This is a genomic window from Streptomyces sp. NPDC048825, from assembly GCF_043198355.1.
Classification (GTDB): domain Bacteria; phylum Actinomycetota; class Actinomycetes; order Streptomycetales; family Streptomycetaceae; genus Streptomyces; species Streptomyces xiangluensis.
The window spans coordinates 196,034-219,506 of the sequence record NZ_JBICUR010000018.1 but is presented as its reverse complement, the minus strand read 5'-3'; the positions used below and the strand labels follow the sequence as shown (position 1 = coordinate 219,506).

General features: G+C 70.8%; 19 protein-coding genes and 1 pseudogene. 10 read left to right on the top strand and 10 right to left on the bottom strand.

Annotated elements, in window-relative coordinates:
* Positions 1-83: 83 nt before the first annotated feature.
* Positions 84-1,718: an acyl-CoA dehydrogenase family protein gene (locus ACGFNK_RS35695; RefSeq protein ID WP_393422699.1), complete on the bottom strand. Its 1,635-nt coding sequence runs from the start codon at positions 1,716-1,718 to the stop codon at positions 84-86.
* Positions 1,719-1,805: 87 nt separating this feature from the next.
* Between ACGFNK_RS35695 and ACGFNK_RS35690 the strand changes: the two genes are divergently transcribed.
* The gene (locus ACGFNK_RS35690; RefSeq protein WP_393422697.1) at positions 1,806-2,951 is read left to right on the top strand and encodes a YihY/virulence factor BrkB family protein; all 1,146 of its coding nucleotides are present in this window, start codon (positions 1,806-1,808) and stop codon (positions 2,949-2,951) included.
* A gap of 20 nt (positions 2,952-2,971) precedes the next feature.
* On the opposite strand, the gene ACGFNK_RS35685 is transcribed toward ACGFNK_RS35690, so the two are convergent.
* Positions 2,972-3,808, bottom strand: a complete 837-nt coding sequence (locus tag ACGFNK_RS35685) for an NAD(P)H-binding protein (protein WP_393422695.1) — start codon at positions 3,806-3,808, stop codon at positions 2,972-2,974.
* 81 nt (positions 3,809-3,889) lie between these two features.
* On the opposite strand from ACGFNK_RS35685, the gene ACGFNK_RS35680 reads away from it, so the two are divergent.
* Positions 3,890-4,825 (top strand): AraC family transcriptional regulator, encoded by a 936-nt coding sequence (locus tag ACGFNK_RS35680; protein ID WP_393422693.1) that lies wholly within the window; start codon positions 3,890-3,892, stop codon positions 4,823-4,825.
* Positions 4,826-4,835: 10 nt separating this feature from the next.
* Positions 4,836-5,525: a helix-turn-helix domain-containing protein gene (locus tag ACGFNK_RS35675; protein ID WP_393422691.1), complete on the top strand. Its 690-nt coding sequence runs from the start codon at positions 4,836-4,838 to the stop codon at positions 5,523-5,525.
* On the opposite strand, the gene ACGFNK_RS35670 is transcribed toward ACGFNK_RS35675, so the two are convergent.
* A complete protein-coding gene (locus ACGFNK_RS35670) occupies positions 5,505-5,909 on the bottom strand; it encodes a VOC family protein (RefSeq protein ID WP_393422689.1) in 405 nt (134 codons plus the stop codon). The two genes, ACGFNK_RS35675 and ACGFNK_RS35670, sit on opposite strands and share 21 nt — an antisense overlap.
* Positions 5,910-6,447: 538 nt before the next feature.
* On the opposite strand from ACGFNK_RS35670, the gene ACGFNK_RS35665 reads away from it, so the two are divergent.
* Positions 6,448-7,884, top strand: a complete 1,437-nt coding sequence (locus tag ACGFNK_RS35665) for a non-reducing end alpha-L-arabinofuranosidase family hydrolase (RefSeq protein WP_393422687.1) — start codon at positions 6,448-6,450, stop codon at positions 7,882-7,884.
* 232 nt (positions 7,885-8,116) lie between these two features.
* Entirely contained in the window at positions 8,117-8,791 is a 675-nt protein-coding gene (locus ACGFNK_RS35660) for a ThuA domain-containing protein (RefSeq protein ID WP_393422685.1), read from the top strand.
* 7 nt (positions 8,792-8,798) lie between these two features.
* Here the strand turns inward: ACGFNK_RS35660 and ACGFNK_RS35655 are convergent, their stop codons facing one another.
* Positions 8,799-9,839, bottom strand: a complete 1,041-nt coding sequence (locus tag ACGFNK_RS35655; protein WP_393422683.1) for a LacI family DNA-binding transcriptional regulator — start codon at positions 9,837-9,839, stop codon at positions 8,799-8,801.
* Between the two features lie 196 nt (positions 9,840-10,035).
* A complete protein-coding gene (locus tag ACGFNK_RS35650) occupies positions 10,036-10,443 on the bottom strand; it encodes a RidA family protein (protein ID WP_393422681.1) in 408 nt (135 codons plus the stop codon).
* Between the two features lie 117 nt (positions 10,444-10,560).
* Here ACGFNK_RS35650 and ACGFNK_RS35645 point away from each other — a divergent pair, with 117 nt between their 5' ends.
* Positions 10,561-10,941: a winged helix-turn-helix transcriptional regulator gene (locus ACGFNK_RS35645; RefSeq protein ID WP_393422679.1), complete on the top strand. Its 381-nt coding sequence runs from the start codon at positions 10,561-10,563 to the stop codon at positions 10,939-10,941.
* Positions 10,942-10,985: 44 nt separating this feature from the next.
* Here the strand turns inward: ACGFNK_RS35645 and mmuM are convergent, their stop codons facing one another.
* Positions 10,986-11,921: a homocysteine S-methyltransferase gene (mmuM, locus tag ACGFNK_RS35640; RefSeq protein WP_393422677.1), complete on the bottom strand. Its 936-nt coding sequence runs from the start codon at positions 11,919-11,921 to the stop codon at positions 10,986-10,988.
* A 132-nt stretch (positions 11,922-12,053) separates the two neighbouring features.
* Here mmuM and ACGFNK_RS35635 point away from each other — a divergent pair, with 132 nt between their 5' ends.
* Positions 12,054-13,427: an amino acid permease gene (locus tag ACGFNK_RS35635; protein ID WP_393422675.1), complete on the top strand. Its 1,374-nt coding sequence runs from the start codon at positions 12,054-12,056 to the stop codon at positions 13,425-13,427.
* 412 nt (positions 13,428-13,839) lie between these two features.
* Entirely contained in the window at positions 13,840-16,986 is a 3,147-nt protein-coding gene (locus ACGFNK_RS35630; RefSeq protein WP_393422673.1) for an ATP-binding protein, read from the top strand.
* On the opposite strand, the gene ACGFNK_RS35625 is transcribed toward ACGFNK_RS35630, so the two are convergent.
* The 3 genes and pseudogenes from ACGFNK_RS35625 to thrS all read right to left on the bottom strand — a co-directional run.
* On the bottom strand, positions 16,967-17,785 hold the full coding sequence (locus ACGFNK_RS35625) for an ABC transporter permease (protein WP_393422671.1): 819 nt from the start codon (positions 17,783-17,785) through the stop codon (positions 16,967-16,969). The genes ACGFNK_RS35630 and ACGFNK_RS35625 overlap by 20 nt on opposite strands.
* Entirely contained in the window at positions 17,782-18,753 is a 972-nt protein-coding gene (locus tag ACGFNK_RS35620) for an ATP-binding cassette domain-containing protein (RefSeq protein WP_393422669.1), read from the bottom strand. The genes ACGFNK_RS35625 and ACGFNK_RS35620 overlap by 4 nt, the downstream gene beginning before the upstream one ends.
* 120 nt (positions 18,754-18,873) lie before the next feature.
* Positions 18,874-20,106, bottom strand: a pseudogene (gene thrS / locus ACGFNK_RS35615) (threonine--tRNA ligase); the annotation flags it as partial.
* Between the two features lie 367 nt (positions 20,107-20,473).
* On the opposite strand from thrS, the gene ACGFNK_RS35610 reads away from it, so the two are divergent.
* Positions 20,474-21,649 (top strand): aminoglycoside phosphotransferase, encoded by a 1,176-nt coding sequence (locus tag ACGFNK_RS35610; protein ID WP_393422667.1) that lies wholly within the window; start codon positions 20,474-20,476, stop codon positions 21,647-21,649.
* A gap of 4 nt (positions 21,650-21,653) precedes the next feature.
* On the opposite strand, the gene ACGFNK_RS35605 is transcribed toward ACGFNK_RS35610, so the two are convergent.
* Positions 21,654-22,481, bottom strand: coding sequence for an oxidoreductase (locus tag ACGFNK_RS35605; protein WP_393422665.1), 828 nt, complete (start codon positions 22,479-22,481; stop codon positions 21,654-21,656).
* A gap of 91 nt (positions 22,482-22,572) precedes the next feature.
* Here ACGFNK_RS35605 and ACGFNK_RS35600 point away from each other — a divergent pair, with 91 nt between their 5' ends.
* Positions 22,573-23,472, top strand: a complete 900-nt coding sequence (locus ACGFNK_RS35600; RefSeq protein ID WP_393422663.1) for a LysR substrate-binding domain-containing protein — start codon at positions 22,573-22,575, stop codon at positions 23,470-23,472.
* The last annotated feature ends 1 nt before the right edge of the window (position 23,473 follow it).

Sequence of the window (23,473 nt, the reverse complement as noted above, 5' to 3'; positions counted from 1 at the left end):
ATACGCCGGAATAGGTGGTACGAGAGGGAGGCGCCGGTTCGACGCCGCGCCCCCCTTGTGTCGTACGCCTGCCTACGCCCCGACTAGGAGACGGGCCGCGCCCGCTCCACCACCGAGGCCAGGTCCAGGCTGTGCGGCAGCGTCCCGAACGCCGCCCCCCAGTCCCCGCCGAGACGCGACCCACAGAACGCGTCGGCGACCTCCGCAGGCGCGTACTGGACGAGCAGCGCGCCCTGGAGCACCAGCGCGATCCGCTCGGCCAGGCGCCGGGCGCGGCCCTCGATGCCGTCCAGGTCGGCGAGTTCGGCCAGCAGGTTCTTGATCGCCCCGTCCAGCCGGTGGTCGGCACCACGGGCCCGGCCGATCTCCTCCAGGTAGGCGTTCAGGGCGTGCGGCTCGCGCTGCATGGCCCGCAGGATGTCCAGCGCCTGGACGTTGCCCGCGCCCTCCCAGATGGAGTTGAGCGGCGACTCGCGCAGCAGCCGCGGCATCCCGGACTCCTCCACGTACCCGTTGCCGCCCAGGCACTCCGACGCCTCGACGACGAGCGGTGTGCAGCGCTTGGTCACCCAGTACTTCGCGGCCGGCACGGCGATCCGCAGGAACGCCCGCTCCTGCTCGCTCCCGTCGTCGTACGCGGCGGCCAGCCGCAGCGACAGCGTCGTCGCGGCCTCGGACTCCAGGGCGAGATCGGCCAGTACGTTGCGCATCAGCGGCTTGTCGATCAGCTTGCCGCCGAAGGCCTCACGGTAGGTGCTGTGGTGCACGGCCTGTGCGACCGCCTGCCGCATCAGCGAGGCGGCACCGAGCGCGCAGTCCAGCCGGGTCACCGCGACCATCTCGATGATCGTGCGCACCCCGCGCCCCTCGTCCCCGACCCGGCGCGCCCAGGTCCCGTCGAACTCGATCTCGCTCGACGCGTTCGACCGGTTGCCCAGCTTGTCCTTCAGCCGCTGGATCAGGAACACATTGCGCGTGCCGTCTTCCAGCACCCGCGGCACCAGGAAGCACGTGAGCCCGCCGGGCGCCTGCGCCAGCACCAGAAAGCCGTCCGACATCGGCGCCGAGCAGAACCATTTGTGGCCCGTCAGCTCGTACGTCCCGTCCTCGGCGAGCGGACGCGCCACCGTCGTGTTCGCCCGTACGTCGCTGCCGCCCTGCTTCTCCGTCATGCCCATGCCGAAGAGAACGCCCGCCTTCTGCGAGGCGGGCCGCAGCCCTTGGTCGTAGACGGTGGAGGTGAGCCGCGGCTCCCACTCGGCCGCGAGCTCCGGGTCCGTGCGCAGCGCGGGCACCGCCGCGTGCGTCATCGACATCGGGCAGCCGTTGCCCGCCTCGACCTGCGTCCAGACCAGGAACCCGGCCGCCCGCCGCAGATGCCCGCCCGGCCGCGTCCACGCCGCCGTCAGGCCCGCCGAGACGCCCTTGCCCAGCAGCCGGTGCCAGGACGGATGGAAGTCGACCTCGTCGATCCGGTGACCGTAACGGTCATGCGTACGCAGCCTCGGCGGATTCTCGTTCGCCAGCACCCCCCACTCCTGGACCTGCACGGAACCGGCCGTGCGCCCCAGCCGCGACAGCTCCTCGCGCGCCTCGGCGAGGAGCCCCGGATCGAGATGCCGCTCGACCGCTTCCGTCAGCACCCGGTCGGCGCCGAAGACGTCATAGCCGACAAGGGGCGGAACCTGATTGGTCACTGCGTGGGTGCCGGTTGCCATGTGAGGAAACTACCCCCGGGTAGGGCAGCCGTCACGTTCGAGTGCGGAGGGTGAGGGACGCACGTCGGGGCAGATACGGTTAGGAGCGTGCAGCCAGCAAGTGAAACACCAGAGAGCCCACCCGGCAGGCTTCACCGGGCCCGTGCTCTCTACCGGAATGTCTCCAAGCGGAGAACCGCCTGGCTGCTGGTCAAGGACACTGTCAACTCCTGCATCGAGTACCGGATCCTGGGCCTCGCCGCGGAGGCCGCGTTCTTCACGCTGCTGTCCGTGCCGCCGCTGCTGCTGAGCATGCTGGGGCTGCTCGGCTACGTGGACTCCTGGACCGGCGCCGACACCATCGCCAGCGTCGAGACCAACCTGCTGGAGGCCTCGCGCACGATCCTCACGGACAAGGGCGTCTCGGAGATCGCCCAGCCGATCCTCCACGACGTGATGAAGGGCGGCAGACCCGACGTCATCTCCCTCGGTTTCCTCTTCGCCCTCTGGTCGGGCTCGCGCGCCGTGAACGTCTTCATCGACACCATCACCGTCATGTACGGCCTCGACGGGGTCCGCGGCATCGTCAAGACCCGGCTGATGGCGTTCCTGCTGTTCCTCGTGGCGCTGCTGATCGGTTCTGTGGCGCTGCCGCTGATGGTCGCGGGCCCGGACGCCGTGGTGAACCTCGTGTCGTGGTCGACGACCGTCGTGCAGATCCTGTATTGGCCCGTCGTCATCGTCCTGTCCATCATCTTCCTGACGACGCTCTACCACGTGTCCGTGCCGGTGCGCTCCCCATGGATCGAGGACGTGCCCGGCGCCCTGGTCGCGCTCGGCATGTGGGTGCTTGGCAGCTTCCTGCTGCGGATCTACCTGACCAACACCGTCGAAGGGCCCACGATCTACGGATCCTTGGCCGCCCCCGTCGCCGTACTGCTGTGGATCGGTGTCTCCGCCTTCGCCGTACTCGTCGGAGCGGCCGTCAACGCGGCCATCGACCGGGTCTGGCCGGCCGCCGCCACGGCCGCCGCCCGCGCCGTCAACGAGCAGCTGCGCGCCGCGCAGGCCGCCGACTTCGTGGCCCGCGCGGCGGCAGCCCGCGCCGCCGCCGACCCCGACGACCCGGACATGCCCTCCGAGTTCCCGGAGCGCTGGTCCCGCTTCCTCCCCCCGGAGGACGTGACGTCACGGCTTCGGACGACCGCGAAGAGCTCCCCGAAGAACGGGGACGAGCCGCCCACGCAGGACTGACCGCCGGCGCCGGAACGGGGCTAGACCTTCCACACGCCCTGCGCCGCGTGCTCCCGCGCGAAGTCCGTGAAGTCGCGCGGAGCGCGGCCCAGCACCTGCTCGACCCCGTCGGTGGTCTGCGCATTGCTGCCGTCGAGCAGCGCCTCGAAGACCTCCTGCAGGGACGCGACCTCCTCGGCCGGCAGCCCGAAGTCGCTCAGCATGGCGCCGTACTCCTTGACCGGCACCGGCACATAGCGGATCTCCCGGCCCGCCGCCGCGGAGATCTCCGCCAGGGCGTCACGGAAGGACAGCAGCCGCGCCCCGGTGATCTCCAGGGTCCGCCCCACGTACGAGGAGTCGGTGAGCGCCTTCACCACCACGTCCGCGATGTCCCGCGCGTCGATGAACGGCACCGGCACCTCGCCCGCCGGGAACACGAACTCACCGCCGCGCACCCCCTCCAGCAGCAGACCCTCACTGAAGTTCTGCATGAACCAGTCCGCCTGCACCACCGTCCACTCGGCACCCGACTCGCGCACCGCCCGCTCGGCCGGCTCCGCCTGCGCCTCACCGCGCGCCGACAGCAGCACCAGCCGCCGTACGCCGAGCTCCAGCGCCCGCCGCGCGAGGGCACCGATGCTCTCGGCGGCGCCCGGCGCACCGATGTCCCCCGGATACGCCACATAGGCCGCGTCGGCGCCACGCAGCGCCTCGTCCCATGTGGAGGAGTCGGCCCAGTCGAAGCGCACCGCGCCACCGCGCGATGCGGCCCGTACGTCGAATCCCGCCGCCTGCGCCGCCTGAGCCACCCTGCGCCCCGTCCTGCCCGAGGCTCCCGTCACCAACAGCGTCTCGTTCCGCGTGTTCTCTGTCATGAAATCCAGTGAACTGCCCTGCGCGGAAAGGGAACATCGCTGAAGCTCTCGTTCCTATAAGCGCGCGTCTACTCTGAGGTCATGGACGTACTCGCAGGCCTTCTGGAGGGTCCACGCGCGCGTGGCGCCTTCATGATCCGAGCGTGTTTCGATCCACCCTGGTGCGTACGTGTCGAAGACCGTGCCCCGCTCACAGTGATGCTCGTGGTCCGCGGTGACGCCTGGATCACCCCGGACGAGGGAGAGGGGCTGTTCCTGCGGGCCGGCGACCTCGCCATCGCGCGCGGCCCGGACCCGTACACCTGCGCCGACGACCCTTCCACCCCGCCGCAGGCGCTGATCGGGCCGGGCGCCGAGTGCTTCTATCCCGACGGCCGTTCCCTGAACGGGGTCATGGACCTCGGAGTCCGCACCTGGGGCGACCGGCTCGACGGCTCCACGGTCGTGCTGATCGGGACGTACACCATGCAGGGCGAGATCAACGGCCGGCTGCTCGACGCCCTGCCACCGCTGCTCCGCCTGACCTCCGAAGAATGGGCCTGCCCGCTCACCCCGCTCCTCACCGAGGAGATCGTGCGCGACGAGCCCGGCCAGGAGGTCGTCCTCGACCGGCTGCTCGACCTGCTGGTCATCGCAGCGCTACGGGTCTGGTTCTCCCGCCCGGAAGCCGAGGCGCCCGCCTGGTACCAGGCTCTCGCGGACCCCGTCGTGGGCCGGGTGCTCAGGCTCCTCCAGGACGACCCTGCGCACCCCTGGACGGTCGCCTCGCTCGCCGCGAAGGCGGGCGTCTCCCGGGCCGCGCTCGCCCGCCGCTTCAGCGAACTCGTGGGCGAGCCCCCGATGACGTATCTGACCGGCTGGCGCCTCGCCCTCGCCGCGGACCGGCTGCGCGACACCGACGAAACCATCGGCGCGATCGCCCGCCAGGTCGGCTACGGCAGCGCGTTCGCCCTGTCCAGCGCCTTCAAGCGGGTGTACGGGGTCAGCCCGCAGGAGCGCCGGACCCGAACCGCGTAACCTGACGTACGTGTACGCGGAGCGGCCCTCCCGGCTGACGGACGCCGTCGTCTGGACGAACACCCCGTCCGGCACCGGCGCCGGGCCCGTCCTGCCCGACGGCTGCATGGACTTGCTGTGGAACGAGGGACGACTGCTGGTCGCCGGACCCGACACACACGCATACGTCACCGAGGACACGCCGCGCTCCTGGGCGGGCGTCCGCTTCTACCCCGGCACCGCGCCCACACTCCTGGGCGTGCCCGCGCACGAACTACGCGACCGGCGCGTGGAGTTGGCCGACCTCCGGCCGCTGTCCGAGGTACGGCGCCTGGCCGCGCAGGTGAACGCGGCCGACGACCCGGCGAGCGGCCTCGAAGAGGTGGCGCTGCGGTGGGCGTCCGGCACCGCACCCCCCGACCCGCTGCTGAGAGAGGTCGTGGCCGCCCTCCACGCGGGCCGCCCCGTCGCCGCGACCGCCGACGAACTCGGCGTCGGCGCCCGCCAGTTGCACCGCCGCTCACTGACCGCCTTCGGCTACGGCCCGAAGACCCTCGCCCGCGTACTACGGCTGCAGCGCGCCCTCGCCCTGGCCCGCGCCGGGGTGCCCTACGCGGACACGGCGGCGCGGACCGGGTTCGCCGATCAGGCCCATCTGGCCCGGGACGTACGGGAGTTGGCGGGCATGCCGTTGGGTGAGCTACTGGGACGCACCGGGTAGCGGCGCGAACAGGCCCACGTCGTTGCCGTCCGGGTCGAGCAGGCTCGCGTACCGCTGCCCCCATTCGGCGTCCCACGGTTTGAGCCCGCTGTCGTACCCGGCGCCGACCATCTCCTCGTACACGGAGTCGACCTCGGCCGGGCTCTCGCACAGCAGGGCCAGAGAGATGCGCCCGCCCCCGCTCGGCGGCTGCCACTCCGGCGCGAAAGAGCGGATGGTCTCCTCGCTGTCGAGCATCAAGCGCAGCCCGCCCGGCAGTGGGGCCTCGGCGTGCGGCTGCTTCTCGGAGCCCTCGGGGAAGGACAATCCGAGGCGGCGGTAGAAGGCTACTGAGGCGGCCATGTCGGAGGCCACCATGCCGATCGCATCGAATCGTGGAGTCATGCGGCCACCGTAGGCAGGCAGTTGGAGCGTGGTCTTGTAGGAATCGGACACGTCCGGGCCGATACCGTCGCCCTGTTCTTTACCGGCCGCTGTCCACGCGGCATGTACGACCTCGACGTGGGCCTGCATCGCTGGGTGATGCGGGTGGTGGCGTACGCGACGCTGCTGACGGATGTCCATCCGCCGTATCGGTTGGATCAGGGGGCGCGTGAACCGTAAGACTCCCGCCCGTCAGGAGCCGGGGTGTCCGGCGCGTCGCGCCCGGATTCGGGCCGGCAACGACCCGTGCCCGCACTGCTACCCGCCCCTCACGCCAAAGAGCTGTACAGGAACGGAACTTGAAGCCGCCCGGTTTCGTCGGCTCGCGAATTATGCGAGAGGTATTGACGCTGATCACCGGAACCCTAATTATCCAGTTGCTCGACACTTCGACCCTTGTTCGGCTTATCGAACGCTTCAGGGCCGCACCACCACCGGCGCCCGAACAGCCACTGACGGGGCAAACCGGAGCCGCTTGCTCAAGGATGACGAGGTCCTTATGCGAAGACGTAGTTTCAGCCTCAGACGCCCGTCCGCGGTGCTCGCAGCCGCGGTCGCGGCCTTGGCCGCGTTGGCGGCGCTGCTCGTCGCCGGCCCGGCTCAGGCGGCCACCACCAGCGACGTGCGCGGTGTTGATTCCGGCCGCTGTCTCGATGTGGAGGGCTTCAGCCAGACCGACGGCGCGAACGTGCACATCTGGGACTGCCACGGTGGAACCAACCAGCAGTGGACGTTGACGGACAGCAACCAGCTGACCGTGTACGGCAACAAGTGCCTGGATGTCCGGGGCGGCGCCACCACGTCCGGGAGCCCGGTGCAGATCTGGACGTGTACCGGCAGTGACAACCAGCAGTGGCGGGTGAACTCCGACGGCACGATCGTCGGCGTGCGGTCCGGGCTGTGCCTGGACGTCTCGGGCTGGGGTAAGACCAACGGCACGGCGGTGCAGATCTGGTCGTGCCACGGCGGCACCAACCAGAAGTGGACCGGCCTGTCCGGGGCGAGCAACACGTGTGCTCTTCCGTCGACATACCGGTGGACCTCGACCGGTCCGCTGGCGCAGCCCGCGAACGGGCAGGTCGCGCTGAAGGACTTCACCACCGTGAAGTACAACGGCAAGAACCTGGTCTACGCGACCACCTCCAACGGATCGTCGTGGGGCTCAACGATGTTCAGTCCCTTCACGAACTGGTCGGATATGGGGGCGGCCACCCAGACCGGGATGACCGATGCCGCGGTGGCGCCCGAACTGTTCTACTTCGCGCCCAAGAACGTCTGGGTGATGGTGTCCCAGTGGAGTCAGTGGCCGCTCTACTACCGCACGTCCAGCGACCCCACCAACCCCAACGGCTGGTCCGCCAAGCAGCCGCTGTTCACCGGCACCCTCCCCCAGAACCCCGATCCGAACCGGAAGGACGCCCCGATCGACCCGACCATGATCGCCGACGACCAGAACATGTACCTGTTCTTCGCCGCTGACAACGGCAGCATCTACCGGGCGAGCATGCCGATCGGGAACTTCCCCAGCAGCTTCGGCTCCTCGTTCACGACGGTCATGAGCGACACGGAGAAGAACCTGTTCGAGGCGCCGGAGGTCTACAAGGTCAAGGGCCAGAACCAGTACCTCATGCTCGTCGAGGCTCGGGGTGTGAACGAGCAGCGCTTCTTCCGCTCGTTCACGGCCTCCAGCCTGAACGGTTCGTGGACCCCGCAGGCCGCCACCGAAAGCAACCCCTTCGCCGGCAAGGCCAACAGCAATGCCACCTGGACCAACGACATCAGCCACGGTGACCTGGTCCGCGACAACCCCGACCAGACCATGACCGTCGACCCCTGCAACCTGCAGCTCCTCTACCAGGGCAGGAACCCCTCCTCGGACGGCACCGAGTACCTGACGCTGCCGTACCGGCCGGGCCTGCTCACCCTGCAGCGCTGACCCGCCTGATCCACGGTGATCGCGAGGGGGTGCGGTCCGCCGACGCGTAGACGAGCGGTCTACGGCGTGGGCGACTCCACCTGCTGACCGACACTCACCGCCTTGAGGAACCCCAGCCGCGCGTCGGCTGGGGTTCCTCTCTTTCGTGGAGGGCGATGACCAGTGACGACTTGGCGTTCGGCTTCCTGTCTTGCTGGTGACCACCCTTGCTCAGCAAATAGCGTCGGATGGCATGGCAGCAGCTCAGCTCGACCCCCGCGTCCTCGTCTACACCCGAACCACGGCCTACCGCCACGAGTCCATCCCGGACGGCATCGCGGCCGTACGCTCCCTCGGCGCCGCGCACGGCTTCACGGTGTACGCCACGGAGGACGCCGGGTTCTTCGACGCGCCCGTCGATCCGTACGCGGCCGTCGTCTTCCTCTCCACCAGCGGTGACGTCCTGACGTCCGCGGGACGTGAGCACCTCGCCGCGTACGTCGAGGCGGGCGGCGGCTTCGTCGGGGTGCATGCGGCCGCCTGCACCGAGTACGACTGGCCGTACTACGGCGAGCTGCTCGGCGCCCGGTTCGCCCGCCACCCCGACTATCAGCCGGGCAAGCTCCTCGTCGAGGACCGGGAGCATCCGGCGACCCAACGCCTGCCCGCCGCTTGGGAGTTCACGGACGAGTGGTACGACTTCCGGGCCAGTCCGCGCGATTCGGTACGCGTCCTCGCCTCCGCCGACGAATCCTCGTACGACGGAGGCGGGATGGGCGACGACCACCCGCTGGTGTGGTGCCGGGAGCAGGGGACCGGGCGCGTCTTCTACACCGCGCTCGGGCATGCTTCGGAGGCGTACGAGGACCCGGACTTCCGGGCGCATCTGCTCGGCGGCATCAGGTGGGCGGCGCGACTTCAGCCGTAGGCCGGCCTTACGCGGACCCCGGCACCGGCCCCGTACTCTCCCGCACCACCAGCCGTGTGGACAGCTCCGTCCGGGTGCCCTCCGGCCGTTCGCCCGACATGATGCGGACCAGCAGGCGCAGTGCGGTCGCGGCCATCTCGGACAGGGGCTGACGGACCGTGGTCAGCGAGGGTGCGGCCCAGTGGGCCTCGGGCAGATCGTCGAAGCCGACGATGCTCATGTCGTCGGGGACGCTCAACTTCCGTTCGGCCAGGGCCTGGTAGCAGCCGAGGGCCATCTTGTCCGAGCAGACGAAGACGGCCGTGGGCGGTTCGGGCAGGTCGAGGAGTTCCAGCATGCGGCGGTGGGCGGTGACCTCGTCGAAGCTGCCGTAACGGAGGTACTCGGGCCGGTGGCGGAGCCCGGCCGCCGCGAGCGCCGAGCGATAGCCGGCGACGCGGGCGCTGCTGCACATCTTGCGCCGGTGGCCGGCGATGACCGCGATCCGCTCGTGACCGAGGGCGAGCAGGTGCTCGGTGGCCGTCACGCCGCCCTGCCAGTTGGCGGCGCCGACCGAGACCACGCCAGGTGGCGGATCGATCACCGGGTCGATCAGGACGAACGGGATGCGGTGCTGGTCCAGCCAGGCGTACTGGGACTGGGTGAGCTCCGCCAGGTTGAACAGCACACCGGCGGAGCCACGCGCGGACAGCTTGTCCAGCCAGCCGCGCTCGGGGCGCCCACCGCGCGTCCGGGTCAGGCCGGCCGAGACGACCACCTCGAAACCCGCGTCGTGCGCCGCCTCCTCCACGCCGTGCAGCACGGCGCCCGACCAGGAGGAGTCCAGCGAGTGCACGACGAGATCGACCAGTCCCGGCGACTTCGCCGCGTCGAACCGCGGTCTGCGTACGTATCCCAGCCGGTCGAGCGCCTCGGTGACCCGGCGGCGGGTCTCCGGCGCCACGTCCTCCCGGCCGTTGACCACCTTCGACGCCGTCGGCACGGACACACCGGCCTCGCGGGCCACGACCGCCAGCGTCGGGCCGGCATCGGTCCCGGTACGCACCATGGAAGCCCCACCTCTCCGCCCCGTCCCGAGGGCCGGCGAAAGTTTCGTATCGCCACGGTCTGGCACGCGGGAGGGCGTCGACCGGTTAGAAAGCGCTTCCTACATTACGGCCGCGGGAAGTGTACGGGGAAGGGGTGGTGTTCGTAGGAATGCTCGGAAGTCGAAACTTTCGAAATGTCGAACAGGCGGGACCTGTTCAGTCGACGACCGCGGTGGCTTCGAGCTCCACCAGATGCTCGGGAACGTCCAGTGCCGCAACGCCGATCAGCGTGGCCGGCGCCATCGGTGTGACGCCGAGCTTTGCCGAGGCCCGGTCGATCCCCTCCAGGAGCAGGGGCATCTTGTCAGGGGTCCAGTCGACGACGTAGAGGGTCAGCTTCGCCACGTCGGCGAAGGACGCGCCGGCCTCGGCCAGGGCGGTGCCGAGGTTGAGGTAGGCCCGCTCGACCTGAGCGGCGAGGTCGCCTTCGCCGATCGTGACCCCCTCGGCATCCCAGGCGACCTGCCCGGCGATGAAGACCAGCTTCGAGCCGGTCGCGATCGACACCTGCTGGTAGACCGGGATTTCCGGAAGTCCGCCGGGGTTCAGCAGTTTGATGGCCATGTTGTCAGCCTCCTTGTCGTGAGCCCGAGTCCTCGTGCTCTCTTGTGGTTACTCGGGAACTGTAAGAGAGTGAGCGCTGACATGGAAGAACGCACTTTTCGGTGACTGGGGAACCATATGGAGACCAAGCAGTTCACGGGCTCACCCGAGGACGCGGACCTGACCCGCGCGGACTCTCTGGCGCGGGAGATCTTCTCGGACGTCGCCAATAAGTGGGCGCTCCTGATCATCGAGTTTCTCGGTGACCGCACCCTGCGCTTCAGCGAGTTGCGGAACGAGGTCGAGGGCATCAGCCACAAGATGCTCACCCAGAACCTGCGCATGCTGGAGCGCAACGGTCTGGTCGAGCGGCGAGTGCACCCCACCGTGCCGCCACGGGTCGAGTACACGCTCACCGAGGCCGGCCAGGGCCTGCGAGCCACGATCGACGGAATGTGCAACTGGACCCGCCGGTACCTCGCCCACATCGAGGCCTCCCGCCGCCGCTTCGACGGCTGAGGGCTCAAGCGACCGTCCGTAAGTTCCGGGAATCGGCCGTAACCTCAACTCGCCCTGAGCGACCCCGAGATCGACGTGATCGCCTCCGGTCCCACCCGGCAGCACCCGCCGATCAGCCGGGCGCCGGCCTCCTGCCAGCCGCGTACCTCCTCGGCCGCGAAGGTGGAGCGGCCCGCCCAGGTGCGGGCCTCGGCGTCCCAGGTCTCGCCGCTGTTGGGGTAGACGACGACCGGCTTGCCGGTGACACGGGCGGCGATCTCGATCGCGCCGTCCACGTCCTCGGGGGCGCAGCAGTTCACGCCGACCGCGATCACCTCGTCCACGTCGGCGGCCAGGGCGAACGCCTCCTCCAGCGGCTGCCCGGCGCGGGTGCGGCCGCCTGCCACGCTGTACGACAGCCAGGCCGGCACCCCCAGCCCGCGTACCGCCCGCAGCAGTGCCTCGGCCTCGTCGGCGTCCGGCACCGTCTCCAGCGCCAGGACGTCCGGCCCGACGAACGCCAGTGCCTCCAGACGAGGCCGGTGGAAGGCCTCCAGTTCGGCCACGCTCAGGCCGTACCGGCCGCGGTACTCGGAGCCGTCCGCAAGCATCGCGCCGTACGGCCCGACCGAGGCCGCCACGTACAGCGGCCGCGTGACGCCCTTCGCGCGCGCCTCCTCGGTCGCGTCCAGGGCCAACTCGGTGCTCAGGGCCATGAGTTCGGCCGCCCGCTCCCGCTTGATCCCGCGCCTCGCGAAGCCCTCGAAGGTGGCCTGGTAGCTGGAGGTGATCGCGACGTTCGCACCCGCCTCGAAGTACGCGAGGTGCGCCTCGGTGATCGCCTCGGGCCGCTCCGCGAGCAGCCGCGCCGACCAGAGTTCGTCGCTCAGATCGTGCCCGGCGGACTCCAACTGGTTGGACATGCCGCCGTCGAGCACGAGCGTCCCCGCGGCGAGTGCGTCGGCGAGGAGAGGAGCGGAGAAGAGGGCGTCGCTGGTCATGCAACGACGCTAACGGAAGCGGGGGCAAACACCGTTGTGTGTCCAGTACATGAACAGATCGACCACGATGTGGGATTGGGGGATACGATCACGACCCTCCCCTCCCCCTCCCCCTCTCCCCACGGACGCCCCATGCCTGCCGCAGACACCACCGACGCCGCCGAGCCCGTACCCCCGTCGCCGACCGACGAGACCCCGGCGTCCATACGCCCCAAGGGCTTTGGTCTCGCCGCCGCCACCGCCCTCGTCATGGGGAACATCATCGGCGGCGGCATCTTCGCCCTCCCCGCCACCGTCGCCCCGTACGGCACGGTCAGCCTGCTCGCCTTCCTCGTCCTGTCCGTGGGCGCGGTGCTGCTCGCGCTGCTCTTCGGGAAGCTCGCGCGCCGCAGCCCCGTCACCGGCGGCCTGTACGTGTACCCGCGCGACGCGTTCGGCGAGTTCGCCGGCTTCCTGTCGGCCTGGTCGTACTGGACGATGACCTGGGTCAGCATTGCCGCGCTCGCCGTCGCGACCGTCGGATACGCCGACGTACTGCTGCCGCTGGGCGACAACAAGGTGCTGCAAGCGGCGGTTGCGATGGCCGCGCTGTGGCTGCCCGCCGCCGCGAACTTCGCGGGCACCCGCTGGGTCGGCGGCGTGCAGATCGTCTCGACCGTCCTGAAGTTCGTCCCGCTGCTCCTCGTCGCCACCGTCGGCCTCTTCTTCGTGGACACCGACAACTTCGGCCCCTTCAACGCCTCCGGCGAGAGCGTGCCCGGCGCTCTCGCCGCCTCCGCCGCGCTGCTCCTCTACAGCTTCCTCGGCGTCGAGTCGGCCGCGATGAGCGCGGGCGAGGTCCGCGACCCGGAACGCACGGTGGGCCGCGCGAGCGTCCTGGGCACGCTCGGCTCCGCGCTCGTCTATCTGCTCGGTACGGTCGCGGTCTTCGGCCTCGTACCGCACGGTGAACTCGCCGAGTCCGGGGCACCGTTCGCCGACGCCGTCGACGCGATGGCCGGCGGCCACTGGGGCGGCACGCTCATCGCCGCCGTCGCCCTCGCCTCGATGGTCGGCTGCCTCAACGGCTGGATCCTGATGAGCGCCCAGATGCCGTACGCCGCCGCCCGCGACGGGCTCTTCCCCGCGCCCTTCGCCCGCGTCGGCAAGGGAGGTGTCCCCGGCTTCGGCGTGCTGGCCTGCGCGGTCCTCGGCACGCTGCTCATCGCCCTCAACTACACGGCGGGCCCGGACACCACCTTCCGCGTCCTCGTCCTCATCACCACCTTCACCGGCTGCGTGCCCTACCTGCTGTCGGCCGCGGCCCAGCTGTACTGGCTCGCCCAGGGCACCCGCGAGCGCGTACGCCCCGCCGGGCTGGCCCGCGATCTGGTCGTAGCCGTTCTCTCGTTTGCCTTCTCGTTCTGGCTGATCGCGGGGGCGGGCTACGCGGCGGTCTACCAGGGGGTCTTGTTCCTGTTCGCGGGGATTCCCGTGTACCTGTGGCTTCGGGGGCGACGCGCCTGAGCTCCGCCGGTTGTGCGGTTTTCGGGTGCGGCGCCGTCGTGGCTGGTCGCGCAGTTCCCCGCGCCCCTAAAAAGCCTGCGGCTCCACTCGCCCCAGCCACGATGTGCCGGCACTCTCCCACCGGCGGGAGGGGACGTGGGCCGGTGCGTCGTATGCCCGTCGCGTAGGTTCTGTCTCAGGCCACCTGCGCCCTGTGGAAGCCGAAGGGCCGTATGCCCACCCTGCGACGGGCTGACGCACCGGCCCGCGGCCCCGACCCACCACGCACCCAAGGGGCGCGGGGCTGTGACATCAGCGGCTCCGCCGCGGGGCGCGAGCAACCACAACGAACCCGCAGCTTCAAACCGCGCCCCCAGCGGAGCGCCCCCGTAGGCCCCGCCTCACCGCCGGAGGCACTGGCTAATCTGCACGGGTGACCACCGACCTGACTCTGCTGCCGCGTGTCGCCTATCGCGGACAGGAGGTCACCGCGCCCCGGCTCCGCGGCCTCCTGGCGCTGCTCGCGGGCGACTTGCGCACGGGCTGCAGCATCGAGCGGCTTGTGGAAGGGCTGTGGCTGCCGGACGAGTTGCCGGAGCGGCCGGGAAAGGCCGTGCAGGTCCTCGTGTCCCGGGCGCGGGCGCAACTGGGCGCCGACGTCCTCGTCAGCACGCCTACCGGATACCGGCTCACCCTCGCCGAGGACCAGGTCGACAGCTCCGCCCTGCTGTTGTACGCCGCCGCCGGCGCGGACCGGGCCAGGGCCGGGGACCACGCGGGATCGCTGGCCGCGGCCGAGGCCGGACTCGCGCTGTGGGAGGGCACTCCTGACGGGGGCGGCGACACCGACGACCCCGTAGCCGCGTTACGCGCCGAGCGCGCCCCCGTCCGCGCCGCGCTCGTACGCGCGCAGGCGCTCGCGCTCGCCCGGCTCGGGCGCCACGCGGAGGCGGCCGGGCCGCTGGCCGTGGCCGCCTCGGAGTATCCGCGCGACGAGGAAGTGCTCGCCGAGCTGCTGCGCGGCGAGGCGGCGACGGCGGGCCCGTCCGCCGCGCTGACGCGGTACGAGGCGTACCGGCGTGAGCTGCGCGAGACGCTCGGTACGGATCCTGGAGCTCAACTCAAGGTCGTACAGCAGGAGTTGCTGCGGGGCGAGGCGCCCACGGTCCGGCACGGCGTGCCGCACGAGCCGAACCCGCTGCTGGGAAGGGACGAGGACATCGCGGCGGTGCAGCGGCTGCTGCGTACCTCCCGCGCCGTCACCTTGGTCGGCCCCGGCGGCCTCGGCAAGACCCGGCTCGCGCACGCCGTCAGCCGCCGGGCCGAGCAGCGCGTGGTGTATTTCGTGCCGCTCGCCGGTGTCACCGCAGACGCGGATGTGGCCGCGGAGGTGGCCTCCGCGCTCGGCGCGGGCGAGGGGCGGGCCGGCGCCATGAGCGGCCATGCCCCGGCGGACCCTGTGTCCGGCATCCTCGGTGTGCTCGGCTCCGGGCCCGCGCTGCTGGTGCTGGACAACTGCGAGCAGGTCATCGGGGGCGCCGCCGACCTCGTACGGGCCCTGGTCTCGTCTTCGAAGGGCCTGCGGGTGCTCGCCACCAGCCGGGCCCCGCTGGGCCTCACATCGGAGGCGGTGTACGCACTGCCGGAGCTCGGTCTCGACACCTCGGCCGAGCTGTTCACGCAGCGGGCCCGGGCCGCCCGGCCCGGCGTGGAGCTGCCGCCCGACGCGGTGGCCGGGCTGTGCCGCCACCTCGACGGGCTGCCGCTCGCCGTGGAGTTGGCGGCGGCGCGAGTGCGAGTCCTTTCGGTGCCGGAGATCGCCCGCCGCCTCGGCGACCGGTTCGCGCTGCTGCGGGGCGGGGCGCGGGACGTGCCCGAACGCCACCGCACGCTGCACGCGGTCGTGGAGTGGAGCTGGAACCTGCTCGACGAGGACGCGAGGGCAGCGATGGGCACGCTGTCCGTCTTCCCCGGTGGCTTCTCCAGCGAGGCGGCGGAGCAGGTCCTTGGCGAGGATGCGCTGTTCCTGCTGGAGCAGTTGGCCGATCAGTCGCTGATCACCGTCGCCGACACCCCGGCCGGCGTGCGGTTCCGGATGCTGGAGACCGTACGGGAGTTCAGCGCGGCCCGTCGCGCGGAGGCGGGCGAGGACGAGGAGGCCATCGGCCGGTTCCTCGTCTGGGCGCGGGACTTCGGGGTCGCGAACCACGACTGGCTCTTCCGCTCGGAACCGCTGACCGACTTGGAGCGGATCAGGGCCGAGCAGGACAACCTCGTGCTGGCCCTGCGGCACGCCCTGGCCCGTACGGACGGCCCCACCACCGCCGCCCTCACCGCCGTCCTCGCCGCCCTGTGGTCCATCGGTTCCAGCTACCCCCGCCTCGCCGCCCTCGCCGCGGACACCGGCCCGCCGCTGTCTCACTACTACCCCGAGCCCGAATACGTCGAAGTCGCCCGCGCCGCCGCGGTGTTGTGCACGACGAGCCTGTTCATGGGCTACGGCCCGCATGTCGTACGCCAACTCGTCACCCTCAGGCGGCTGCCCCCGGCCCCGCCGGACACGCTGCTGCGCGCCATCGCGGTGGTGCTGAGCGCGGTCCCCGAGATGCTTCCGCCCGACTACGAAGTGCTGCAGAAGCTCTGCGACAGCGAGCAGCCGCTGCTCGCCGGCACCGCCGAGTGCGTCGCCACCTACGTCTGGGAGTCGGAGCACGACATCGACCGCGCGCTCGCCTCGGCTCGGCGGATCATCGCCGCGCTGGGGCCGGTCGACAACCCGTTCCTGCAGGTCATGGGCCACTCCCGGCTGAGCGAGCTGTGCTTGCAGACGGAGCGGGGCGAGGAAGCGTACGAGCACCTCAAAGCGGCGCTCCAGGCGCTGCTGCGGCTCCGCGACGAGCACGACCTCATCGGCATCCGCTGGGGCCTCGTCCTCGCCTGCCTCCAGCGCGGCGACCCCGACGAGGCCGAGTACTGGCTGCGGCAGGCGGAGGGCGCCGACACCACGAAGCAGGAGGCCTACAGCATGGACATCCTCGGGCGCGCCGAGATCGCGCTCGCCCGCGGACTGACGGAGGTCGGGCTGGGCCTGTGGCGCAGCGCCGTGCAGCCGCTGCCCGCAGTCGGCTCGATACACGGCGGCGACCCCTTCTTCGACCGGTGGGTGCTGCAGATGCTGGCGGTGGCGGTGACGGCGCACGCGCACGCCGGCCGTCTCGAGCTGGTCGCGGAGTTGGTCGACCGGCTGCGGCAGGGGCTGCGGACCCTGCTCTCCGGTCCGTCCGGCTCGCCCATGGAGTTCCCTGTGTTCGGGACGGTGCTGCACGCGATGGGCATGGCGGGGCTCGCGTCCGGGGACACCTCCGCCGTACGGATGATCGCGCTGGCCGAACGGCTGCGGGTGATGCGCGATTTCCAGCCGACGATGTCGGCGGACCGCGCCCGGAAGGCGGTCGGGGCCGCCGGGAACGCTGCCAGGGCGGCGTACGCCGACGCGGTGTCGGAGTACGCCGCCCTGGGGCGGGACGAGCTGCGCGAGGCAGCCCGCGCGATCATCTCGGCTACTTCGGGTCGCGGTTGAACAGCGACGTCGACCAGCGGTAGCCGAGCACGGTCAGGCCGACGCACCAGGCGATCGCGATCCACCCGTTGTTGCCGATCTCGGTGCCGAGCAGCAGGCCCCGCAGGGTCTCGATGGCGGGCGTGAACGGCTGGTACTCGGCGATCGGCTGGAACCAGCCCGGGATCGCGTCGATGGGGACGAAGGCGCTGGAGATGAGCGGCAGCAGGATCAGCGGGTATGTCATGTTACTGGCCGCCTCGGGGTTCGGGCTGGCCATGCCCATCCCGACCGCGATCCAGGTGAGCGCCAGGGCGAACAGCGCGATCAGTCCGAACGCCGCCAGCCACTCCAGGGCCGTGGCGTCGGTGGACCGGAAGCCGATGGCCACGGCGACGGCACCGACGAGGACCAGGCTGGCGAGCACCTGCAGCACGCTGCCGACGACGTGCCCGACGAGCACGGACCCGCGGTAGACCGCCATCGTGCGGAAGCGGGCGATGAGGCCCTCGGTCATGTCCATGGAGACGGAGATCGCGGCCCCGATCACGGTGCTGCCGATGGTCATCATCAACAGGCCCGGGACGAGATAGGCGATGTAGTCGGAGCGGTCGGCGCCGCCGCCACCGATGCCCGCGCTCATCACGCCTCCGAAGACGTAGACGAAGAGCAGCAGCAGCATGATCGGCGTCAGCAGCAGGTTCAGGGTCATGGACGGGTAGCGCCGTACGTGCAGCAGGTTGCGGCGCAGCATCGTGTTCGAGTCGCGGACGGCGAGGGAGATCCGGGTCGGGCGGGCGGGAGCCAGGGGGGCGCTCATCGGACATTCTCCTTGGGCTGGTTGGGGACCTTGGTGCTGCCGGTCAGGGCGAAGAACACGTCGTCGAGGTCGGGGGTGTGCACGGTCAGCTCGTCCGCCTCGACGCCGGCCGAGTCCAGCCAATCGAGGATGGAGCGCAGCTCGCGCTGGCTGCCGTCGCTGGGGATGCTCAGGGACAGCGCCTCGTCGTCGCGGGTGGCCTCGCGCAGGGCGACGGCGGCGGACTGGTACGCGGCCGGGTCGGTGAAGCGCAGCCGCACGTGCCCGCCCGGGATGAGCCGCTTCAGCTCGCCGGCGCTGCCCTCGGCGGCGATCTTGCCGTCGCTCAGCACCGCGATGCGGTCGGCGAGCTCGTCGGCCTCCTCCAGGTACTGGGTGGTGAGGAAGACGGTGACGCCGTCGGAGACCAGCTCGCGGATGATGCCCCACATGTTGTGGCGGCTGCGCGGGTCGAGGCCGGTGGTCGGCTCGTCGAGGAAGATGATCCGAGGGTTGCCGACCAGCGTCATGGCGAGGTCGAGGCGGCGGCTCATGCCGCCGGAGTAGGTGGAGACGGGCTTCTTCGCCGCCTCCACCAGGTCGAAACGCTCCAGGAGTTCGGCGGCGCTACGGCGGCCCTCGCCGCGCGAGAGGTGGTGCAGGTCCGCCATGAGGAGCATGTTCTCCTCACCGGTGATCAGCCTGTCGACGGCGGAGAACTGCCCGGTGACGCCGATCGCGGCCCGCACGGCCTGCGGGTCGATGGCCAGGTCGTGGCCGCCGACGTGCAGCTCGCCGGCGTCGGCGGTGATGAGGGTGGAGAGGATCTTGACGGCGGTGGTCTTGCCCGCGCCGTTCGGGCCGAGCAGGGAGAAGACCGTGCCGGTCGGCACCGCCAGGTCGATGCCGTCGAGGACCGTCTTGTCCCCGTAGGCCTTGCGCAGCCCCTTGGCCGCGATGGCGAGTGAGTGCGATGTCGTTGTCGTCATGACGGAGAGGTTGCGGCAGGGCGCATTCAGCGCGGTTTCAGGGTGCTTTCAGCACCCTGAAACCGGGCTGCGCGCCGGCCCTCCGTGAGGAGTTCGCGGAGCCCGTGCACGGACACGGCCTCAGCGGGGCGCGCTGTCCCACAGGTCGGTGCGGTGGCCGTCGACCAGGGCGGCGATCCGGGCGAGGACTTCCTCCACGGGCAGCGGATCGAGCCGACGACCGTCGCGCAGGCGCACCGCGACCAGATCGCCGGCGGCCTCCTTGGCGCCGATCACCGCCTGGTACGGCACGAGGCGGGCCTCCCGGATACGGGCGCCCAGGCTGCCGCGTTCCGGTCCGGCGATCTCGGTCCGCAGCCCGCGGCGGGCGCAACTCGCGGCGAGCGCAACGGCGTTCGGCAACTCGGCGGCGGAGACGGGAAGGATCGCCACCTGGGTCGGCGCGAGCCAGGCCGGGAAGGCGCCCCCGTGCTCCTCGATGAGATGCGCGACGGCCCGCTCGACACTGCCGATGATGCTGCGGTGCACCATGACGGGCCGGTGCTTCGCGCCGTCCGCACCGATGTAGTGCAGCTCGAACCGCTCCGGCTGATGGAAGTCGACCTGGACGGTGGACAGGGTGGACTCCCGGCCCGCGCCGTCGACCACCTGGACGTCGATCTTCGGCCCGTAGAACGCGGCCTCGCCCTCGGCAGCCTCGTACGGCACACCCGATCGCTCCAGCACCTCGGTGAGGATGGAGGTGGACCGCTGCCACAACTCCGGGGCGGCGACGTACTTCCCACCGGGGCCGGGGAGGGACAGCCGGTAGCGCGCCGGGCTGATACCGAGCGCCTCATAGGCCCGGCGGATCATCTCCAGGGCGGCCTGTGCCTCCTCCGCCACCTGGTCCAGGGTGCAGAAGATGTGCGCGTCGTTGAGCTGGATGGCCCGTACGCGGGTCAGCCCGCCGAGAACGCCGGACAGTTCGGAACGGTACATGCCGCCCAACTCGGCCATGCGCAGGGGAAGTTCGCGGTAGCTGTGCGAGCGCGAGCGATAGATCACCGCGTGATGGGGACACAGGCTGGGCCGCAGCACGACCTGCTCGCCGCCCAGATCCATCGGCGGGAACATGTCGTCGCTGTAGTGCGACCAGTGCCCGGAGATCTCGTACAGCTCCCGCTTGCCGAGCACCGGCGAGTACACATGCCGGTACCCCGCCTCTCGCTCGGCGGTACGGATGAACTCCTCCAGGACGTGCCGTACGACCGCGCCGTCGGGCAACCAGTACGGCAGCCCCGCACCGATCAGCGGGTCGGTGTCGAACAGGCTGAGCTCACGGCCGAGTTTGCGGTGGTCGTTCATAGCGGTCTCCTCACGGACGGATCACGAACGGCTCCGAGCGAGTGACCGCACAAGCCGAAGCCCCGGGGCACTCGCCCCGGGGCTTCGGACTCAAGACATCGAATCAGCGCGCCGGGACACTCTCCGGCGTCGTCGTCATGTGGGCGCGCTTCATGCCGGGGACGGTAACAGAGACCGGGCGTCGTCCGCACGAGACTTTTCCCGCTACGTCGTCGAGCGGGCCCTCTTCCTCCCACACCACTCCAACGACTGGCGTCCGCTGGGAGGACGCCTCGGCCGGCCCGGTCAGGGCGTGATCGGGTGACGGTCCAGGAACTGGGCCAGGGCATCGGCGACCGGTCGGCCAAATGAGATGACTTGTTACGATCACCGCATGCCTGAGGCCGCCGTCCCGCTCTTCCCTCAGCTCGCGGACGAAGTCCGAGAGATATTCCAAGTCCCGCCGGACCGCGCGAAGTTGGAGCCCCTCACGCACAACCCGAAGAACGGCGTCACCGGAGGCGTGTGGCGGGTCCGCGTCGCCGACCGGTCGGCCGTGCTGAAGGTGCTGACCCGCGGGAAGCGCACGACCGCGACCTGGGCCGCCTCGGAAGATCCGCGGCACTGGAACTTCTGGCGGCGCGAGGCGCATGTGTACGAGGACGGGATCGCCCGGACCTGGGAGCCGTGGGGGATCACCGCGTCCAAGCTGCTCGCCTCCGTCGAACGCCCCGACGGCGACGTGGCGTTGTGGCTCGAGGATGTGGCGGGCGAACCGGCCACGGGATGGTCTGTCGACGCCCACGCCCGGCACGCACGGCGGCTGGGCGCGGCCCACGGCAGGGCGCTCGCGGAAGGCGTGGACGGTGTGGAGGGCATGGACGGCCGCATGGACGGCATGGAAGGCGTGGTCCTCGACCGGCCCTGGTTCAGCCGCCGTTTCCTGCGGGACTACACCGCCGCCCAGACGGTGGGCCGCGAGCTGCTCGACGACGACGCGGCGTGGCGGCAGCCGCTGGTGCGCGACCATTTCCCCGCCGGGCTCCGTGAGGAGATGGTGCGGCTGCGCCACGAACGCGAGTGGTTCCTGCGGGTCATGGAGTCGCTGCCCCGCGTCTTCAGCCACCTCGACCAGTGGCCGGCCAACCTCGTCTCGCACCACGGCAGAAGCGTGCTGTTCGACTGGGCGTTCGCGGGCGACGGTGCCCTCGGCGAGGACATCGGCAACTACATCCCCGACACGATCTTCGACGGGTTCCTGCCCGCCGCGCGGCTGCCCGAACTCGCGACCGCCGTCTACGAGGGCTACGTCCGTGGCCTGCGCGACAGCGGCTGGCAGGGCGACGAACGGCTCGTCCGGCTCGGCGTGTGTGCCTCCGCGGTGAAGTACGACTGGCTCACCGCCCTGATGCTGTCCCGCGCGGGCGACGCCCAGCAGCTCGACTACGGCGGCAGCCGCGCCGTGGAGGCCGAGCACCGCTACCGCGAACGGGGCATGGTGCTGGCCTTCCTGGCGGACTGGGCCCGGGAAGCCCGCGGCCTCGTGACCGAACTCGGCTTCGGCCACTGAACCTTCAGTCGCTGAACGCGGTCGCTCGTGTGACCTTCTCCCAGTCGGCGATCTCCGCACGGACCCGGTCGAGGTGGCCGACCACCGCATCCACGGCGTCGTCGCCCAGGGGAAGCCGCAGCGGAGTGCGCTCGGCGTTCAGCGCCGCGAGGATCGCAGCCGCCGCCTTCGCCGGATCGCCGGGCTGGCTGCCGTCACCGGCGGCGACCATCCGCCGCGTCGGCCCCACCGTCTCGGCGTACGCGTCGAGTTCCGCACTCGCGCTGATGTTGCCGAACAATCCCGTACGGAAGGCGCCCGGCTCGACGATCAGCACCTTGATGCCGTACGGCCGTACCTCGTCCGCCAAGGCCTCCGACATGCCCTCAAGGGCGAACTTCGTCCCGCTGTACGCGGAGAATCCGGCGAACGACATCTGACCGCCCATGCTGCTCAGCTGCACGATCGCCCCGGAGCGGCGGTCGCGCATGTGCGGCAGCACGGCGCGGACCAGGGCGGCCGGCCCGAAGACATGCACGTCGAAGAGGTCCCGCAGCTCGGTGTCCGTGGATTCCTCGAAGGCGCCGACATGGCTGCGGCCCGCGTTGTTGACCAGCACGTCGATCCGCCCGTGCCGCTTCACCACCTCCCGCACGGTCGTCTCGATCCGAGCCGCGTCGGTGACGTCCAGGGCCACCGCCTCCACCTGGTCGGGATGCGCCGCGACCAGGTCGTCCAGTGCGGCCGGACGGCGCGCCGTCGCCACCACGACATCACCCGCCGCGACCGCCGCCTCGGTGATCGCCCGCCCGAACCCGCTGTTCGCCCCGGTCACCAGCCATACCTTGCTCATCTCAGGCTCCTCGCTCGTCGACTCCCTGTGCCGACAAGCCTGTCCGTGAACCCGGTCGCCGGTCCAAGACCTGTCGTGATAACCGTTGGTTATGGACGTGCACGGCAGAGATCTGAGGTACTTCGTCGCGGTCGCCGAGGAACTGCATTTCACCCGGGCCGCCGAGCGGCTGTACGTCTCGCAGCCTGCCCTGAGCAAGCAAGTCAGGGCCCTGGAGAGGCAGTTGGGAGCGCCGCTGTTCGAGCGGGACAGGCAGGGGGTACGGCTGACACCGGTGGGCGCGGCGCTGCTGCCGTACGCCCGTCGGGTCCTCGCCGACTGGGAGGAGGCCCGGGGCGCGATGGAGCGGGCCAAGGCCGAGCAGGCCGCCGTCCTCGTCGTGGGCATGAGTACCAGCCCCGCGCGGGGCGGCCTGCTTCCGGCCATCCGCTCCCGGTTCACCGAAGCGCGCCCGGAAGCCACGCTTCGGCTGCGGCAGATCGGCTGGGAGGACCCGACCGCCGGGCTCGCGGACGGCTCGGTCGACGTGGCGTACGTATGGCTGCCGGTCCCCGACCTCGACCGTTATACGTACGTCGTGGTCGCCGAGGAGCCACGCCTGGTGGCCCTGCCCCAGACGCACCCCCTCACGGCGCGCGAGTCCGTCGACTTCGCCGATCTGCTGGACGAACCGTTCCTCGCCCTGCCCAAGAGCGCGGGCGTGCTGCGCGAGTACTGGCTCGCCCTCGACGAACGGCCCGGCGGCCCGCCGCGTATCGGAGCCGAGATCGCGAGCACGGACGAGACGTACGAGGCGCTGGTGGACGGCCGTGGCGTCTGCCTGGTCGCGGCCGGGAACGCGCCGCTGATCAGCCTGGGCGGTGTCGTCACCCGCCCGGTCCACGGCCTGTCACCCAGCAGACTCGCCCTCGCCGCCCGCGCCGACGACAACCGCCCACTGGTACTCGACTATGTGCGGGCGGCCCGGAAGGTGTCGAGCCTCGTCAGCTGAC